This is a genomic window from Actinoplanes sp. NPDC049265 (assembly GCF_043197135.1).
In the GTDB taxonomy this organism is placed as follows: Bacteria; Actinomycetota; Actinomycetes; order Mycobacteriales; family Micromonosporaceae; genus Actinoplanes.
The window spans coordinates 53,985-70,299 of the sequence record NZ_JBICSP010000003.1 but is presented as its reverse complement, the minus strand read 5'-3'; the positions used below and the strand labels follow the sequence as shown (position 1 = coordinate 70,299).

Annotated in this window: 14 protein-coding genes; 3 read left to right on the top strand and 11 right to left on the bottom strand. The window is 72.1% G+C overall.

Annotated elements, in window-relative coordinates:
- Positions 1-9: 9 nt before the first annotated feature.
- From ACGFIO_RS10155 to ACGFIO_RS10140, 4 genes are all read right to left on the bottom strand, one after another.
- The gene (locus tag ACGFIO_RS10155) at positions 10-1,929 is read right to left on the bottom strand and encodes an alpha amylase C-terminal domain-containing protein (protein WP_392824551.1); all 1,920 of its coding nucleotides are present in this window, start codon (positions 1,927-1,929) and stop codon (positions 10-12) included.
- A gap of 1 nt (position 1,930) precedes the next feature.
- On the bottom strand, positions 1,931-2,389 hold the full coding sequence (locus tag ACGFIO_RS10150; protein WP_392824548.1) for a hypothetical protein: 459 nt from the start codon (positions 2,387-2,389) through the stop codon (positions 1,931-1,933).
- Positions 2,389-2,979: an RNA polymerase sigma factor gene (locus ACGFIO_RS10145; protein WP_392824545.1), complete on the bottom strand. Its 591-nt coding sequence runs from the start codon at positions 2,977-2,979 to the stop codon at positions 2,389-2,391. The genes ACGFIO_RS10150 and ACGFIO_RS10145 overlap by 1 nt, the downstream gene beginning before the upstream one ends.
- Before the next feature lie 103 nt (positions 2,980-3,082).
- A complete protein-coding gene (locus tag ACGFIO_RS10140; protein ID WP_392824543.1) occupies positions 3,083-4,513 on the bottom strand; it encodes a S8/S53 family peptidase in 1,431 nt (476 codons plus the stop codon).
- Positions 4,514-4,582: 69 nt separating this feature from the next.
- Here ACGFIO_RS10140 and ACGFIO_RS10135 point away from each other — a divergent pair, with 69 nt between their 5' ends.
- Both ACGFIO_RS10135 and ACGFIO_RS10130 read left to right on the top strand, forming a co-directional pair.
- Positions 4,583-7,225: a CHAT domain-containing protein gene (locus ACGFIO_RS10135; protein ID WP_392824540.1), complete on the top strand. Its 2,643-nt coding sequence runs from the start codon at positions 4,583-4,585 to the stop codon at positions 7,223-7,225.
- A 52-nt stretch (positions 7,226-7,277) separates the two neighbouring features.
- The gene (locus ACGFIO_RS10130; protein ID WP_392824538.1) at positions 7,278-7,865 is read left to right on the top strand and encodes an adenylate/guanylate cyclase domain-containing protein; all 588 of its coding nucleotides are present in this window, start codon (positions 7,278-7,280) and stop codon (positions 7,863-7,865) included.
- A 180-nt stretch (positions 7,866-8,045) separates the two neighbouring features.
- Here ACGFIO_RS10130 and ACGFIO_RS10125 read toward each other — a convergent pair whose 3' ends face one another.
- Complete coding sequence (locus ACGFIO_RS10125) at positions 8,046-10,799, bottom strand: DEAD/DEAH box helicase (protein ID WP_392824536.1); 2,754 nt, start codon at positions 10,797-10,799, stop codon at positions 8,046-8,048.
- Between the two features lie 76 nt (positions 10,800-10,875).
- Here ACGFIO_RS10125 and ACGFIO_RS10120 point away from each other — a divergent pair, with 76 nt between their 5' ends.
- A complete protein-coding gene (locus tag ACGFIO_RS10120; RefSeq protein WP_392825461.1) occupies positions 10,876-11,598 on the top strand; it encodes an HAD family hydrolase in 723 nt (240 codons plus the stop codon).
- A 45-nt stretch (positions 11,599-11,643) separates the two neighbouring features.
- Here the strand turns inward: ACGFIO_RS10120 and ACGFIO_RS10115 are convergent, their stop codons facing one another.
- From ACGFIO_RS10115 to ACGFIO_RS10090, 6 genes are all read right to left on the bottom strand, one after another.
- On the bottom strand, positions 11,644-12,543 hold the full coding sequence (locus tag ACGFIO_RS10115; RefSeq protein ID WP_392824534.1) for a diacylglycerol kinase family protein: 900 nt from the start codon (positions 12,541-12,543) through the stop codon (positions 11,644-11,646).
- A gap of 18 nt (positions 12,544-12,561) precedes the next feature.
- Positions 12,562-13,509 carry a twin-arginine translocase subunit TatC gene (tatC, locus tag ACGFIO_RS10110; RefSeq protein WP_392824531.1) on the bottom strand — a complete coding sequence of 316 codons (948 nt, stop codon included), beginning with the start codon at positions 13,507-13,509 and terminating at the stop codon, positions 12,562-12,564.
- Between the two features lie 6 nt (positions 13,510-13,515).
- Positions 13,516-13,812: a Sec-independent protein translocase subunit TatA gene (tatA, locus tag ACGFIO_RS10105; RefSeq protein ID WP_392824528.1), complete on the bottom strand. Its 297-nt coding sequence runs from the start codon at positions 13,810-13,812 to the stop codon at positions 13,516-13,518.
- A 142-nt stretch (positions 13,813-13,954) separates the two neighbouring features.
- Positions 13,955-14,236, bottom strand: a complete 282-nt coding sequence (locus tag ACGFIO_RS10100) for a hypothetical protein (RefSeq protein ID WP_392824525.1) — start codon at positions 14,234-14,236, stop codon at positions 13,955-13,957.
- 72 nt (positions 14,237-14,308) lie between these two features.
- Entirely contained in the window at positions 14,309-15,286 is a 978-nt protein-coding gene (locus ACGFIO_RS10095; RefSeq protein ID WP_392825460.1) for a helix-turn-helix transcriptional regulator, read from the bottom strand.
- Positions 15,286-16,272 carry a helix-turn-helix transcriptional regulator gene (locus tag ACGFIO_RS10090; RefSeq protein WP_392824522.1) on the bottom strand — a complete coding sequence of 329 codons (987 nt, stop codon included), beginning with the start codon at positions 16,270-16,272 and terminating at the stop codon, positions 15,286-15,288. Before ACGFIO_RS10090 ends, ACGFIO_RS10095 begins: the two co-directional genes overlap by 1 nt.
- Positions 16,273-16,315: the final 43 nt, after the last annotated feature.

Here is a 16,315-nt window from a genome sequence, read left to right as displayed (position 1 = left end):
ATCATCGTCTCAGGCGGCGAAAATCAGCACCGCATTGGCCGGGATCGTTATCGTCGCGCTCGGGCCGTCGGCGACCACCCGGCCGCCGTTGCCGGCCACCCGAGGGTTCGGGAAGTGGTCGTAGTAGTCGCTGTTGAACACCTCGCGCGCGGCCGGGAACGGGAATCCGATCCGATAGCCGTACAGCGTGGACTCGTTCAGCGACACCACCACGAACATCGAGCCCCGCTGAAAGGCGAGCACCCGGTTGTTCTCATCGGGCGGCAGCACATCGATCGCATCGCCGGAGAAGCAACGCCGCAGCCGCAGCAGGTCGCTGGTGCAACGCCGGAAATCGGCCATGTGCCGGTCGCCGTCCGCAGCCCCGCCGCCGCCCCTGACCGGACTGAAAGCTGAGCTTGGCCACCAGATCAGCCGGTCGGTGCGCCCGGGGCTGTCCGACCACAGTTTGTCCTCGAGAAATTCCTGCCCCATGAACAGCATCGGGGTGCCGGGCGCGGTCAGCAGCAGCGCCATCGCGACGCGGGACCGGCTGCGCGCGTACCAGCTGCGCGCGTCGGTCGCGTCGGCCAGGCGGGCCACGCGCGGGGCGCGGTGGTCGTCCATGTCCAGCACGAGGTCATGATTTTCCAGGCACTGGTACGCCCGCCAGCCCGCCCCGAACGGCGGATGCAGGGCGGCGGCCACCCGGGCCAGCCCCACCGGCCCGTCCCGCCCGTGCGCGGCGGCCGCGATCGCCCCGCGGACGGCGTCGCGCAGCCCGTCGGCATACGCCATGTCGAAGCCCATCCCCTCGGGCGCGGGAGCCACCGCGAGCCCGGGAAACTCGGCCCAGTACTCGGCGATCAGCACCGCCGACGGTTTGAGCGCCCGCAGCTCGGCCGTCATCTCCTGGCCGAACGCCCACCCGCCGTGCCGGTCGATCACGCTGACCTCGTCGAAGCGCAGCCCGTCGCAGTGGTATTCGTCGAGGAACATCCGGGCGTTGTCGATCAGGTACCGTCGCACCTCGGGGCGGTGGTAGGCGAAGACCCGCCCGCCGGCCCAACCCTGGTCGGAGAAGTACGCGTTGTCGTCCGGCCCCCGGGTGGCCGGCAGGTCGATCCAGTCGAGGCTTTCCGGGTCGAGCCCGCCACCGGCGTGGTTGTAGACCACGTCCATGATCACCGCGAGCCCGTAAAGGTGGCAGATGTCCACGAAGGCGCGCAGCTGGTTGGATTGCCCGACCAGTTGGCCGGCCTCGAGCGGGGCGGCCCCGCGTGCGGCCAGCAGCGTGTTGACCCGTTCCAGGTAGAGCTGGAGCCCGTCCGGGTCGACGCAGTAGTCCATCTCGGGCGAGAACAGGTCGGTGCCGTTGTAGCCCAGGCTCCACGGCCCCTGGAACTCGACCACCGGCAACGGCTGCACCGCGGTCACACCCAGCTCGGCCAGGTAGGGCACCCGGTCGACGGCGTCGAGGAGCTTGGCCGTGCGGTGCGCCCGGCGGTCGCGGCCGCGTTCGTCGCGGGCCCAGAAGACGCCGACGTGGAACTGGTACACCGCCAGCTGGTCGAACGCCGGCGGCCGGAAGTCCTGGTCGTGCCACGGGTACGTGCGTGGGTCGACCACGATGGCGTCGCAGTCGGGGTAGCCGTACAGCTCCAGCTCGCGGGCCCGGGGGTCGCGTTTGAAGCCGGTGCCGCCGGGCCCGCGCACGAAGAACCGGTACTTCGTGCCGGGCTCGATGCCGGGGAAGAACCCGGTCCAGTCGCCGGTCGCCGGGTCACGGATGAGTTCCTCGCCAGGCACCGGCTCGTAGTGCGTCACGCCGTGGAAGCTGACGTGCACGCTCTCCGCCCGCGGCGCCCAGAACCGGAACGTCACGCCACCGTCGACCACTGTCGCGCCCATCGGCGTCGCCGCGGTGATGTGGTCCTGTGCGGCCGGCATGTCAGGCCGTGATCCACTCCGTGGCCACGCGCCGCCCGGACACGTCGCACTCGATCCGGACCGGCCCGGTCCGCGACGACGGGAACGAGAAGCACCCGACCTCGTCGGCCGTGGCCTCGGCGACCGGGCCGCTGGCGTCGAGCAGCCAGACCTTGCCGGGCTCGGGCGGGATCAACTGCCCCTCGATGCCCGCGTCGCTGATCTCGATCTCGACCCGGATCGCGCCCAGCGAGAAGACCAGGTTGCGCGGGCCACCGGAGAGCGGGCCGCGTACCGCCGCCACAGCGTCCACCCGGGAGTCGTAGGTCAGCTCGGCCAACGCCTTGTCCAGGTCGGTCACGTGGTACGCGAACACCAGCCGACCGGCGGCCAGGATCTGCTGCTCGAGTGGTTCCGGGCGTACCGCGTCGGCGATGTCGCGCATCAGCTCGTCGTCGTCGCTCCAGTTACGCCAGGGCATCACGGACACCTTCCCATCTGTGCGGAACGATCCGCCTCCAGGTATGCCCGCACCACGTCCGTGTCACGCAGTTTGTCGAGCACCCTGCTGCGGGTCGGGCCGATGCTGCCGATCGGGATGCCGAGGATCCGGCTGATCTCCGCGTACGAGTAGGGCGGATCGGCGGCCAGCATCAGCAGCAGCTCACGTTGCTGAGGGGCCAACTGGCCGAGACCGTCGAGAAGGACCTGCCGGCGCTCCACCGCCAGCAGCATCTCGTCGATATCCGGCGCAGCGGACCGGTCCTCCTTCATGGTCATCGGGTCCACGGCCACACTCCGGCCGTTGACCCGCAGGTATCGCTCGCACTCGTGGCGCGTCGTGGTCGCCAGCCAGCCCGGTAGGGCGGCGGGCTCCCGGATCTGTCCGAGGTGCTCGACCAGGCGCAGCCAGACCAGCTGGCTGACGTCCTGGGTGTCGGACGCGGAGAGCCGGTAGTGCCGGATGACGAACGCGACCAGCCCGGCGAACCGCCGGACCAGCTCGTTCCACGCGTCCTCGTTTCGATCGATGCTCGCTTTGACCAGCTCGGGCAGTTCCCAGTCGGCCATATCGGATGGATCTGATCCCATGTCGTCCCCGCTCTGCCGCGACGCGGACCGGACGGCCCCCCAGCCATCCGGTCCCCCACCTGATCCGGAGCCGTGCACGGGATCAACCGAGCCCCTGCAGGATCCGCATCGCCTTGCCGTATCCGGAGATCGCCTTGCCGAACTCGTCCAGTTTGTCCACGGCTGCCCGCGGCACCAGGCCCTCCTCCTGGCAGATCCGCGCGACCGCACCGGCGATCTGGGGCGCCGCGAACGACGTCCCGCTCCAGAATGCCCATGCGTCGCCGGAGAAGGAGTCGGGCGAAGGGTCGAAAACCGGCGACTCGACGCCGCTGACATAGGTCGATCGGATGCCCTCGGCCACCGTGGAGAACCGCACCCGGTCGCCGTAGGACGACCACGGCGCGGGCATCAGGTACGCGGTCAGGCCGGCCACCGACTCGACACCGTCCAGATCGGCCGGCCACACCTTGGCCTCGTCACCGTTGTTGCCGGCCGCCGCGACGATCACCGTCTGCCCCTGTGACTCGGCGGCCACCTTGGCCACGGCGGCCGCGGTGGCCGGGGGCGGCAGGTCGTCGACGGTACGCACGCCGAGCGACAGGTTGATGATCTGCGCGCCGTCGGCGTGCGCGGCCAGGATCGCCTCGGCGATGTCCCGGTCGGTGGCGAAGCCGTCGGTGTCGGCCGCACGGTACATGCTCAGCTCGGCGCCGGGCGCGACCCGGGCGATGATGCCGGCCACGAAGGTGCCGTGCCCGGCCTGGTAGTCGAGCAGCCCGTCGGGGCCGGCGGGCAGCACGTCGAGCTCGTCGATGTTGTCGTCGCGCCGCTCGACGCCGTTGAGCAGCTGGTCGTCACGCAGGGCGCGCGGGATCCCGGTGTCGATCACCGCGACCTTGATGGGCGCGTGGCCGGACCCACTGGGCAGAGTCGCGGGTCCGGCCACGCGGTCGGAAGCCGGCGGCGCGGCCGATTCGGGGCCGCCGGTCGAGGTGAGTCCCGAAGTCGCCGGGATGGGCTTGGGGTCCGGTGGCGGCGTCGGCTCGGGCCCGCCCAGGCCCTTGCCCACCGCGGCCATCGTGGCCAGATAGTTCGGGTACGCCTCGAGCTTGGCCGCCTCGCTCGCGCAGACCGCCGCGTCGAGGTCGGACGGTGCCGCCGAGGCCCGGCGGACCAGCACGTTGTCACCACGGCGGCCGGTGCCGTCGCAGGCCGTGTCGAAGTCGGCGAACACCGACTTGGCCTCGTCGGCGGCCCAAGCGCCGGACGGGATGACCACCTCGCCGCGGGCCCGCAGGCTGAGCGTGCCGTCGCGGCGGCCGCGGAACTCGACCTGGGGCCGGGCCTGGTCGCCGCAGCGCCGGCCGATCAGGATGCCGATCAGGCGCTGGTCGGCGTTGCTGGTGCCGGCGCCCAGCTGCCCGGTCTGTTGCGCCAGCGTCGCCCTCAGCCGGACGGTGTCCTCCGGCCCGTAGGATTCGGGATAGTCCCCCTCAAACGCGAAGCCCAGGCGGTCTTGCTCGAATCTCATGGCGTGTCCCCGGTCCCTCACACGGCGGAAAGTGGTCTGTTGGCAGAAGTAGAGACGCCAGTCGACCTCGTGATACACGCCAGGCGTGTTCATGAGGAAATAGTTTCGGACCCCCGCCGGTACGAGCCGGTCGCGACCGATCTGGTCCGGCGGGCGCGGCGGTCCGGGCCTCCGGAGGCACTGGCTCTCGCTCTGCGCGCACAGGCCTGGGGACGCCGTGCGCGGTTCGCCGCGGCCGAGGCGAAACGCCTGCTCGACGAGGCCGCCACGGTGGCCCGCACGCACCGACTCGAACACGTTCTGGCCCAGGTGCTGATGACCCGGTCGGTGGTGCATCAGGAACTGGGCAACATGGCCGGCGCCTCGCGTGACCTCGACCACGCTCGGTCCATCGTGGGCCCGGACGAGGCGGTCGAGCTGGCCTTCCAGCGGGCGGTGCTCGACCAGAACCTGGGCCGGCTGGCGCCCGCGGCCGACGCGTACCGCGATCTGCTCGACGGCGACGGCCTGTCGCCGCGGCTGCGGGTGGTGGCCGGCAACAACCTCGCGATGATCGAGTCGCAGCACGGCCGGCACGCTGACGCGCTGCGGCTGGCTCTGGACGCCCGGCGAGCCGCGCCCGGGGTCGGCCCGGCCCACGTGGCCATGGTCAGCGAGACGCAGGCCTGGGTGACCGTGCACGCCGGACGGTTGAGCGAGGGCATCCGGCTGTTCGACGAGGCCGCCCGCGCCCACGAGGCCGCCGGGCTGCCGCTGGGCGAGCACTATGTGGAGTACGCGGACGCCCTGATCGACCTGCGCCTGATCCCCGAGGCGGCGGGGGCCGCGCAGGCCGCCGCGGACGAGTTCGCGCAGCACGGGGTGCCACTGATGGGCGCCGAGGCCGAGCTGCGGGTGGCCCAGCTGGCGCTGCTGGCCGGCGACCCGGATCGCGCCGAGGAGGCGGCCGCGGTGGCCGCGCGCAGCTTCGACCGGCAGGGGCGGCGGGCGTGGAAGGCCCGCGCGGCGCTGGTCCGGGTCGAGGCCCGGTTACAGGCGGGTACGACGGCCGGCGCCGACCTGCGCGACGTACGCCGGATCTGTCGCACCTTGGAACAGCAGGGCACATGGGCGTACGCGGTCGACGCCTATGTCATCGCCGGCCGGGTGGCCGCGCGCCTGGGCCGGCGCAAGGACGCCGTCGCCCTCTGGGAACGGGCCGCCGGCCTGGCCCGCAAGAGCCCGGTGCTGGTGCGCATGCGGGGCAGCGTGGCCGGGGCGAACGCCGCCGCCCTGCGGGCCGACGACACCGGCGTGCTGGCGTACTGCCGCAAGGGTCTCTCCGATCTGGCCCGGCACCGCACCGCGCTGCCCTCGGTCGAGCTGCGCGTGCTCGCCTCCGGCCACGGCGCCGAGCTGGGCCAGCTCGGCCTCGAGGTGATGGTCCGGGGCGGGTCGGCGCCACGCGCGCTGGTCTGGATGGAACGCACCCGAGCGGCGGCGCTGCTGGCCGTCGAACCGCCCGGCGGCGCCGACGTCGACGGCCTTGACGCGCTGCGTGACCTGCACGCCGAGCTGGAGAGCGCGACCACCGGGGGCGACCGTCAGCTGGCGCCGCCGGAACCGCTGGTCGCCCGGCAGAAGACCATCGAGGACCGGATCCGGCGGGCGAGCTGGCGGCGGCGGGCCGCGGCGCAGGCGGTGATCAGCCCGATCCGTCCGGCCCGCCTGCGCTCCGCGCTGGGCGGCCGGGTGCTGGTCGAGTACGCCAACCTCAAGGGCGACCTGGTGGCCGTGGTGGTCGAGCCGCGCCGCAGCCGGCTGGTCCGCCTCGGCCCGGTGGCGGGGGTGCTGAGCCAGATGCGCACCCTGTTCTTCGCGCTGCGCCGGATGACCCAGGACCTGCCCGAGTCGTCGCTGGCCGCGGCCCGGCTCGGCGCCGACTCCCGGGTCGCCCGGCTGCGCGCGATGCTGCTCGCCCCGCTCGGCCTGCCACCGGACGCCGAGCTGGTCGTGGTTCCGGTCGGCCAGCTGCACGGCATCCCGTGGTCGGCGCTGTGGGACCAGCCGGTGTCGCTGGCGCCGTCGGCCGGCATGTGGGCCCGGACGGCGGCGGCCGCGTTCCCGCTCTCGGCCCGGCGGGGTCGTGCCGGTTCCGGCCGCCGGGCCGCCGCCGTGGGCCCGACGGTGCTGGTCGAGGGACCGAGCCTGCCCGGCGCGACCACCGAGGTGCTGCGGCTGCGCGAGCTGTATCCGTCGGCCACCGCGCTGAGCCCGCCCGAGAGCACCTCGGCCGAGGTGCTGCGCCGGCTCGACGGGGCCGGGCTGGTCCACCTGGCCTGCCACGGCTGGCTGCGCGCGGACAACCCGCACTTCTCCTCGCTGGTGCTCAGCGACGGCCCGCTGACCGTGCAGGAGCTGCACACCAGCGGGGTCGCGCCGCACCGGCTGGTGCTCGCCTCCTGCCAGTCCGGCGCCGACGTCGCGTACGCCGGCGACGAGGTCGTCGGCTTCATCAGCTCGCTGCTGGCGCGGGGCACCGCCGGCGTGGTCGCCAGTGTCGCCGCGGTGCCCGACGTGGCCGCCGTCGACCTGATGTACGCCCTCCACCAACGCCTGGCCGAAGGTCACACTCTGGCCCGCGCGCTGCACGCCGCCCGCTCCGACCTGGACATCGAGTCACCGGCCAACTACGTCAACTGGTGCACATTCAGCTCCTACGGAGCCGCCTGATCACCGTCCGAAGTGCATGTATCAAGGCCGACAGTCCGGTCTCTGACTCTGCGTGGATGTCGGACTGGAGCACGACAAGCACAACGGATCGGGGCACCGGCGGCAAGCCGCCGTGCTCTTCGCTGATCTGACCGGCTTCACCAATCTGGTCGAGACGGTCGAACCGGAAATCGTCTATCAGGTGGTGCGGCCGCTCATGGATGACCTGGTGGCCATCGCGCGGCGGCACGGCGGGGAGATTCAACAGGTGCTGGGCGACGGGTTCATGTGTGTCTTCGGGTTACGCGACACGGCCGGCGACGAGGCCGACCGTGCCGTCCGGGCCGGGCTGGCGCTGGTTGCCGCCGGTGGCAGCCGCTCGGTGCGCCCGTCGGTGCACGCGGGGATCGAGTTCGGCGAGGTCTTCGTGACCCCGTCGTGGCCGCCGGCGGGTTACGGCGTGTGGGGTCGCGCCGTCAACCTGGCGCAGCGGCTGTGCAGCGTGGCCGGGCCGGGCGAGCTGCAGATCGGGCCGGGGGCGTACGCGATGGCCGGGCGCGGCACCGGTGGCATCCCGACCGGGCCGGCCGTCCTCAAGGGCATCCGGCAGCCGGTGCTCAGCCACCGGGTGCTGGTCACCTCGGGGGCGCCGGCCGCCTGAGCGCGAGTGGTCGCGCTTGTCAAAAAGCGCGACCACCCACGCAGTGGTAGCCCTGGGCTACCACCGATCGGGGTTTGGCAGGGTGACCACTCACGCACGTGGAGCGAAGCGACCCTCGGCGGGAGCGACGGTCGGCACCACCCACCCGGCTACGACCTCGGTTTTCGCTTGATGTTGACCCTAAAGGCCGGCCTGGTAGGCCAGCACGCCTCGGTTTACCGCCTTGATCGCCTCGCGGGCGGCGTCCCGGATGCCGGCCGAGGCCGACGAAGCGTCGCGCAGCTGGGTCAGCAGGTCGAGCACCTGCCGGGCCCAGCGCACGAAGTCACCGGCCGGCATCTCCGCGTCGTAGCTGGTGGAGCCGCTGGCCAGCACCCGGGCCAGCGGCTCGCCCCGGGCCCACCGGTAGATCGGCCAGACGAAGCCCGGGTCGGGCTCACGGGTCAGCGACAGGCCATGGTCGGCCTCGTCGGACTCGATCTCGGCCCAGAGCTTGGCGCACGCGTCGACGGCGGCCATGACCGGCCCCTTGGGCACCGAGACGCGCTCGTCGCCCTCGCGGCGGGACTCGTAGAGCACCATGGACACCGCGCCGGCGAGTTCGTCGGGGGCCAGACCCTCCCAGATGCCGCGGCGCAGGCACTCGGCGACCAGCAGGTCGGCCTCGGTCCAGATCCGGCCGAGCATCCGGCCCGCGTCGGTCACCCCACCGTCGCCGGTGAGATAGCCGCGGGCGGCCAGGATCGCGCAGACCTGGTCGAACGTCCGCGCCAGTGAACCGGTGCGACCCGCCACCTTGGAGCGCAGCGCCTCGGTGTCGCGTTCCAACCGGTGCTGCCGCTCGGCCCAGCGCGCGTGGTCCTCCCGGTCCGGGCAGGCGTGGCACGGATGCTGACGCAGCTCGACCTTGAGCAGCGCGATCTCGGCGTCCTCCCCGCCCGAGGGGAGGCGGGTGCGCTTGCGCCGGGAGTCGCCGTGCCGGTCGAGGCCGGTGCCGCCGATCAGGGCGGCCAGGTCGCGCCGCGCGCCCGGCGAGCGCGGGTTGAAGTGGCGCGGCACGCGGACCCGGTCCAGAACCTCGACCTCGCCGTTGAAGTCGGCCCCGCTGACCCGGCCGGCCCAGCGGTCCTGGGTCACCACCAGCGGCCGCGGTTCGCCCAGCCCGCCGGCGCCCGGGTCGACGACCACGGCCAGTCCGGCCCGGCGGCCCTGGGCCACCCGGATCACGTCGCCGATCCGCAGTTTCTGCAGCGAGGCGGCCACGGCGGCACGGCGCTGGGCGGTGCCCTGCCGGGCCAGTGCCTTCTCCCGGTCGGCGATCGACACCCTCAGCCCGAAGTACTCGGCGAAGTCACCGTGGTGGCAGGTGACCTCTTTGTCGTACGAGCGGATCGTCTCGGCGTTGCGCTGCACCTGCCGGGCCAGACCGACCACCGAGCGGTCGGCCTGGAACTGGGCGAACGACGACTCCAGCAGCTCGCGCGACTTTTCCGCGCCGACCGAGCCGACCAGGTTGACGGCCATGTTGTACGACGGCCGGAACGACGACCGCAGCGGATAGGTGCGGGTGGACGCCAGCCCGGCGACGTGCCGCGGGTCGACCTCGGGGCTCCACAGCACCACGGCGTGCCCCTCGACGTCGATGCCACGCCGCCCGGCCCGGCCGGTGAGCTGCGTGTACTCCCCCGGGGTGAGGTCGACGTGGGCCTCGCCGTTGAACTTGACCAGCCGTTCCAGCACCACGCACCGGGCCGGCATGTTGATGCCCAGGGCCAGGGTCTCGGTGGCGAACACGGCCTTGACCAGGCCGCGGACGAAGCACTCCTCGACCGCCTCCTTGAACGCCGGCAGCATGCCCGCATGATGCGCCGCGACGCCGCGCTCGAGTCCGTCGAGCCACTCCCAGTAGCCCAGAACAGTCAGGTCCTCGCCCGGGATGCTCGCCACCTTGGCCTGCGCGATCCGGCGGATCTCGGCGCGCTCGTCGGCGCCGGTCAGCCGCAGCCCGGCCGACAGGCACTGCTGCACGGCGGCGTCGCAGCCGGCCCGGCTGAAGATGAACACGATGGCCGGCAGCAGCCCGGCCCGGTCGAGGCGGTCGATCACCTCGGGCCGCGGCGGCGGGGTCCACCGGCGGTGCCGCCCGCGCGGGCCGGCCGCTCGGTCGGTCAGCTCCAGCCGCCGCTGCATCTCGCGGGAGTAGCGCAGCAGCTCGGGGTGCACGTCGTGTTTGCGGGCGGCGTCGGCGTCGTGGAACAGGTCGAACATCCGCTTGCCGACCAGCACGTGCTGCCACAGCGGCACCGGCCGGTGCTCACTGACGATGACCTTCGTCTCGCCGCGCACGGTGACCAGCCAGTCGGCGAACTCCTCGTAGTTGCTGACCGTCGCGGACAGCGAGACCAGGTTCACCGAGGAGGGCAGATGGATGATCACCTCTTCCCAGACCGCGCCCCGGAACCGGTCGGCGAGGTAGTGCACCTCGTCCATCACGACGTAGGCCAGCCCGTTGAGGCTGGCCGAGCCGGAGTAGAGCATGTTGCGCAGCACCTCGGTGGTCATCACCACCACGGGCGCGTCGCCGTTGATCGCGTTGTCGCCGGTCAGCAGGCCGACCTTGTCGGGCCCGTAGCGCTCGACCAGGTCGTGGTACTTCTGGTTGGACAGCGCCTTGATCGGGGTGGTGTAGAAGCATTTGCGGCCACCGGTACGCAGGGCCAGGTGCACGGCGAACTCGCCCACCACGGTCTTGCCGGCGCCGGTCGGGGCGCAAACCAGCACGCCGCTGCCCTGCTCGAGCCCCTCGCACGCCTCCCGCTGGAAGTCGTCGAGGTCGAACCCGACGTCCAGCATGAAGTCGTCCAGCGCGGGAAAATCGGCCGCCCGGGCCGCCCGCCGTCGGGACTCCGCGTAACGCTCGGCGGGACTTGTCATACGGTCAACAGTAAGCCGTGGGTGTGACGGTTTGCGATCCCGCCGGTTGCCTGCGGGAGTGTCGTGAGCGATGGGTATGGTTCGGGGCGTGCCGGAAACTGAGCATCGTCCCGTTGATGCCGTGCTCTTCGACTTCCACGGCACGCTCGCCCAGGTCGAGGATCCGATCGCCTGGGTGATCGCGGCGGCCGCGGCGTGCGGCGCGGCGCTCGACCGGGGCCGCGCCACGGTGCTGGCCGACCGCCTGGTCACCGCGGGCCGGGCCGGTGGGCCGCTGCCGCATCGCGTGCCACCCCATCTGGCCGAGCACTGGGCCGACCGTGACCTGTACGAACACAGTCACCGCGCCGCCTACACCGGCCTCGCGTCGACCGTCCCGAGCGACGTCGAGGGGCTGGCCGACGCCCTGTACGACCGCCTGCTCGGCCCCGAGGGCTGGCTGCCCTATCCGGACACCGAGCCGACCCTGCGCACCCTGCACGACGCCGGCATCCGGGTCGGCGTGGTCAGCAACATCGGCTTCGACATCCGGCCGCATTTCGCCGCCTGGGGGCTGGAGCCGCTGGTCGACGCGTTCGCGCTGTCCTACGAGGTGGGCCGGTGCAAGCCCGACCCGGCGATCTTCCTGCGCGCCTGCGGCATGCTCGGCACCGACCCGGAACGCACCCTGATGGTCGGCGACACCCCGGCCGACGCCGGCGCCGTCAAGGCCGGCTGCGCCGCCCTGGTCCTGCCCGCCGCCGAGCCCGGCCACACCAACGGCCTCGGCGCGACTCTGGCCCTGGCCGGCTGCCACTAGCGTCTACCGCCGCGGTCCGCACCGCTACGACATCGAACTTGGCACTCACTTCAACAATCTGACCGCGCCGGGGACGCAGGTGATCGTCACCGGCAGCGGGCCGGTGCGCTCGCCGTCGGCGTACCCCACGATGTCGTCCGCGTGGATCCGCACCTCACGCGCCCGATAGGTGGTGACCAGCGGATCCGTGATGTGCGTGCCCTTGATCAGGCGCGGCCGGAGCGTGGCCAGCTTGAACCGGCTCATCGGCGCGGCGACCACCACGTCGAGCAGCCCGTCGGTCGGGTCGGCGCCGGGCAGGATGCGCATGCCACCCCCGTAGCTCTCGCACACCCCGATCGCCACCAGCACGCCCTCGAAACCACGGTCGACGCCGTCGAGCTCCAGCGCGTACACCCGCGGTTTGAGCCGGGCCATCTCCAGGGCGATCGCGATGTCGTAGCGTCGAGGCCCCCGCGGCCAGCGCATCTGGTTGGCGCGTTCGTTGACGATCGCGTCGAACCCGGCCGCCAGCACCGCGCCGAACCAGCGCACCTCGCCGTCGGTTCCCTCGATGCGACCCAGGTCGATGCGGTGGTCCGAGCCGTTGGTCAGTGCGGCCGCGACGGCCTCGGCCGCTTTCAAGGGCGAGAGGGGTACGCCGGTGCCGGCCGCGAAGTCGTTGCCGGTGCCGGCGGGCACCACCCCGAACGGCACGTCCCGCCCGGCCACGGCCTGCAGCGCCTGGTGCACCGTGCCGTCCCCGCCCACCGCGACCAGTGCGGCCACCCCTTCGGCGACGGCCCGGTGGCTCGCCTTCTCGGCCTCCTCCGCGGTACGCGCATCGAGGAGCTGCACCACCAGCCCGCTGGTGCCGAGCCGTTCCACCACCGCCGGAAGCAGGCCGCGGTGCCGGCCCCGCCCCGCCGAGGGGTTGGCCAGCACCGCGATCGTGTTATGTGTCACAGGCCGAGAGGTTACCGGTCACGTCATGTCGTCATAACGGCGCTCCAGGGGCAGCGGCTTGGCCACCGGCTCCGGAGACTCCACGGCGGTCGGCCCGTCGACCCGGTCGGACACGCTGACCGACTCGCGCTCTTCCTCCAGCTCGGAGATCTCGTCGTCGTCGAGCCCGGCGTACAGCTCTTTGCCGCGGCCCTTGCGCCGGTCGTTGATGAACGCGACACCGACGGCGGCCAGGTAGAGCAGGCACAGGCAGAGCGCCAGCAGCGTCATGCCGAACGGGCCCGGGTCGGGGGTGGCGATGGCCGAGAAGGCGAAGGACACGAAGACCATGGCCCGCCACCAGCTCAGCATCTTGCGGGCGCTGAGCACACCGGTGAAGTTGAGCATCAGCAGGACCAGTGGGAACTCGAACGCCGCCCCGAAGATCAGAATCATGCTGGTCACGAAGCCGACGTAGGACGTGACTTCGAGTTGCGTGGTCTCGCCGATGACACCGGCTTCCATGATGAACGGGAGGCTGTGCCCGATCACGAAGTAGGCCAGGACCGCGCCGCCGATGAACAGCGGCGCCGCGATCGCCACGAAGACGTACGCCCACTTGCGCTCGTGCCGGTGCAGACCGGGTGCCACGAACGCCCACAGCTGGTAGAGCCAGACCGGGGCGCCGATCACCAGGCCCACCCACAGCGCCAGCTTGAGCCGCAGGATGATCTGATCGGCCGGGCTCAGCACCAGGAAGCGGCATTTGCCGTCGATCCACGAGCTCGGCAGGGCGCAGTATGGCCCCTCGAGGATGTGGAACACCCACTGCGATATGGCGAAGCCGACGATCAGGCCGGCCACGATGCCGAGCGCGGCGAAGAACAGCCGGTTACGCAGCTCGCGGACGTGCTCGATGAGCGTCATGGAGCCGTCGGCGGCCTGTTCGAACTTGCTGGGCCCCTGACGGCGCAGGGTGATGGCCACGACGGATCAGCGGTCGTTCGTGCGCTGCACCGGGTCGACGAACGGCTGCTGCGCCGATTGCGCCGGACCCTGGTTGCGCGGCGGGTTGTGGATCTCGGTCGGCTGCAGCGGCTCGCGGCCGTGCTGCGGCTCCGCCTTTTCCGCGACGTCGTTGTTGTCGTCGACCAGGCCCTTGGTCTCGGCCTTGATGATCCGCAGCGAACGGCCCAGCGAGCGCGCGGCGTCCGGCAGTCGCTTCGCACCGAACAGCAGCACGAGAACGATGACGAAGACGATGATGTGCCATGGCTTGAGGGCGCCCATGGAGAACTCCAGTCGGTCGGATCAAGGACAGGGGTGTGCCGGGGTCCATCGTACGTGTGGTTTCGGCGATGTAACCGGTCGCGGTGACTGTGTATTGGCCGTGTGCCGGTGAAGTTCGTGACAAGTCGGCACCAACTTCACCTCAGGGACGATTGACCCAGGCGTGTTTGCCCGTCGGTTCGCCGTGGCCGGCCTTGATCAGGGCCAGCCGTTCCTGCATCGTGGTGGTCCGCTGCTCCAGCCCCAGCAGCGTCTCCTGCAGCTGCTCGGCGTTGTCCTGCAGCTTCAGCGCGTCGGCCTGGCGCCGCTGCAGCCGCTCGCCGGCCCGGCGCAGGTCGCCCAGCTTACCCAGCAGGGGCACCGAGACCGCGGCCAGAACGATGACACCGAGGACACCGGCGCCGATCAGGATCCACATCGTCACGGGAGGAAACTCTAGCCGCTTTTCGAATTCGCTCTCAGGGCGTATCCCCAGGTGGCGAATTCGGGAAATGGGCTAGCCCGGCGTCGCGTACTGGTCGAGGGCGGTGGTGGCCTGGGCCCGGATCCGCTCCACCAGCTCCGCCGGCCCGGTCACCGTGACGTCCGGTCCGACGCTGCTGAGCAGGCGCTGCGCCCAGCCCAGGTCGGTCACCCGCATCGTCACCAGCCACTCGTCGCCGTCGTCACGGACCGTCTCGACCGGGTAGTACTCGGTGATCCACCGGCCGCCGCGGCCCACCCGCATCGTCATCAGCGGCAACTCCGGCCCCGGGCGGAACACCCCCGCGCTCACGTCGGCCGGGGTCGCCTCGGCCGGTGGGCGGGCCGGCTCGTCCAGCTCGGACCAGGCGTCGATCCGGTCGATCCGGAACATCCGGGTGCCCTCGGCCCGCCGGCACCACGCCTCCAGGTAGGCCTTGCCGCCGACCATCAGGATGCGCATCGGGTCGACGGTGCGCTCGGTGGTCTCGTCCCGGGCCGCGGTGTAGTAGGTCAGGTGCAGGGCGTGACCGCGGTCGACGGCCGCCCGGATGCGTTCCAGCCGCTCGGCGTTGGCCGGCAGGCGTACGGCCACGGGCGCCCCGGCCAGGTCACCCGCGGCGTTCTCGATCTTGGCGAGGGCGCGCTCGATGACGTCGCGGTTGCCCGTACCCGGCGTCTCGGCCAGCATCCGCAGCGCGACGACCAGCGCAAGCGCCTCGTCCTGGGTGAGGCGCAGCGGCCGGTCGATCCCCGCGTCGTGGGTGATCGTCACCCGGTCGCCGTCCAGCACCATGTCGATCAGGTCGCCGGGGCCGTAACCGGGCAGCCCGCACACCCACAGCAGCTCCAGGTCGGAACGCAGCTGCCCCTCGGTGATGCCCAGTTCGTCGGCGGCGTCGGCCATCGCGATCCCCGGCCGCGCCATGAGGTATGGAACCAGGCTGAGGAGCCGGCCCAGCCGGTCCCCCGAGGCCCGGGGCGGTGGCGTCACACGCTGCTGCGGAGGCATCACGCCGGCACCACGTGCTCGTGCCGCGCGACGATCTCCTTCAACTGCTGGATGACCGCCTCGCGCAGTTCCGGCGGGCCGTCCGCCCGCACGTCGGCGCCGTAACCGACCAGCTGCGCGGCCAGCCGCTCGGGGTCGGAGTAGGGGATCGTCAGCACGTCACCGTCGGCCCCGGTGGCCGTCGCGACCGCCCACCGGCGCAGACCCGCCGCCCGGCCTGGCCGGACCGTCACCGTCGCCCGGCCGTCGTGCGCCACCGGCCCCGACCAGCGCGACACGTGCTGGATCAGGTCTTCACCCTCGGGTGGCGTGAACGCGCCGGCGCGACCGGTGAGGCGCACGTTGCCGACGATGCGGGACAGCCGGAAGCAACGCGCGGCGGCCCGGTCGCGGTCGTGGCCGACGACATACCACCGCCCCTGCCAGCACACCACACCCCACGGCTCCAGCCGCCGGGTCGCCGGTTGGTCGCGCTCGGGCACGCGGTACGAGAACGACACCACCCGCCGTTCCCGCGCCGCCCCGGTCAGGGGCCCGAATGCCGGGTCGACCGTCACCACCGGCTCCACCCCCAGCGTGGCCTGCGGGTCGACCTCGACCCCGGCGGCCCGCAGCTTGGCCAGCCCGGACGACGCCGCCGCGGCCAGACCGGCGTGCTGCCACAGCCGGGCCGCGATGCCCACGGCGGCGGCCTCGTCCGGTTCCAGCAGGATGTCCGGTAGCGCGTACTCCCGGTGGGCGATGCGGTAGCCGATCTCGTCGTCGAACGCGTTCGGCCGCGCCATCTCCAGCGGAACGCCCAGCTCACGCAGCTCGGCCTTGTCCCGTTCGAACTTGCGCTGGAAGGCCTCGTGGTCCTTCGGGTCCTCCGGGTCGTGCTCGTAGCCGGGGACGGTCGCGGCGATCTGCGCGGCGGTCAGGAACCGTCGCGTGGACAACAGGCAGATCACCAGGTTCACCAGGCGCTCGGTGCGGGTCCGCGACACGACCAGAACGCTAGCAGCCTGAACGCCGCACGGTTATCCGGCG

Excerpts from the sequence above, each read along its gene's own strand:
- ACGFIO_RS10150 (WP_392824548.1), bottom strand. The coding sequence starts at position 2,389 with ATGCCCTGGCGTAACTGGAGCGACGACGACGAGCTGATGCGCGACATC.
- ACGFIO_RS10125 (WP_392824536.1), bottom strand. The coding sequence starts at position 10,799 with ATGACAAGTCCCGCCGAGCGTTACGCGGAGTCCCGACGGCGGGCGGCC.
- tatA (WP_392824528.1), bottom strand. The coding sequence starts at position 13,812 with ATGGGCGCCCTCAAGCCATGGCACATCATCGTCTTCGTCATCGTTCTC.
- ACGFIO_RS10095 (WP_392825460.1), bottom strand. The coding sequence starts at position 15,286 with ATGCCTCCGCAGCAGCGTGTGACGCCACCGCCCCGGGCCTCGGGGGAC.
- ACGFIO_RS10155 (WP_392824551.1), bottom strand. The coding sequence starts at position 1,929 with ATGCCGGCCGCACAGGACCACATCACCGCGGCGACGCCGATGGGCGCG.
- ACGFIO_RS10140 (WP_392824543.1), bottom strand. The coding sequence starts at position 4,513 with ATGAGATTCGAGCAAGACCGCCTGGGCTTCGCGTTTGAGGGGGACTAT.
- ACGFIO_RS10120 (WP_392825461.1), top strand. The coding sequence starts at position 10,876 with ATGGTTCGGGGCGTGCCGGAAACTGAGCATCGTCCCGTTGATGCCGTG.
- ACGFIO_RS10145 (WP_392824545.1), bottom strand. The coding sequence starts at position 2,979 with ATGGCCGACTGGGAACTGCCCGAGCTGGTCAAAGCGAGCATCGATCGA.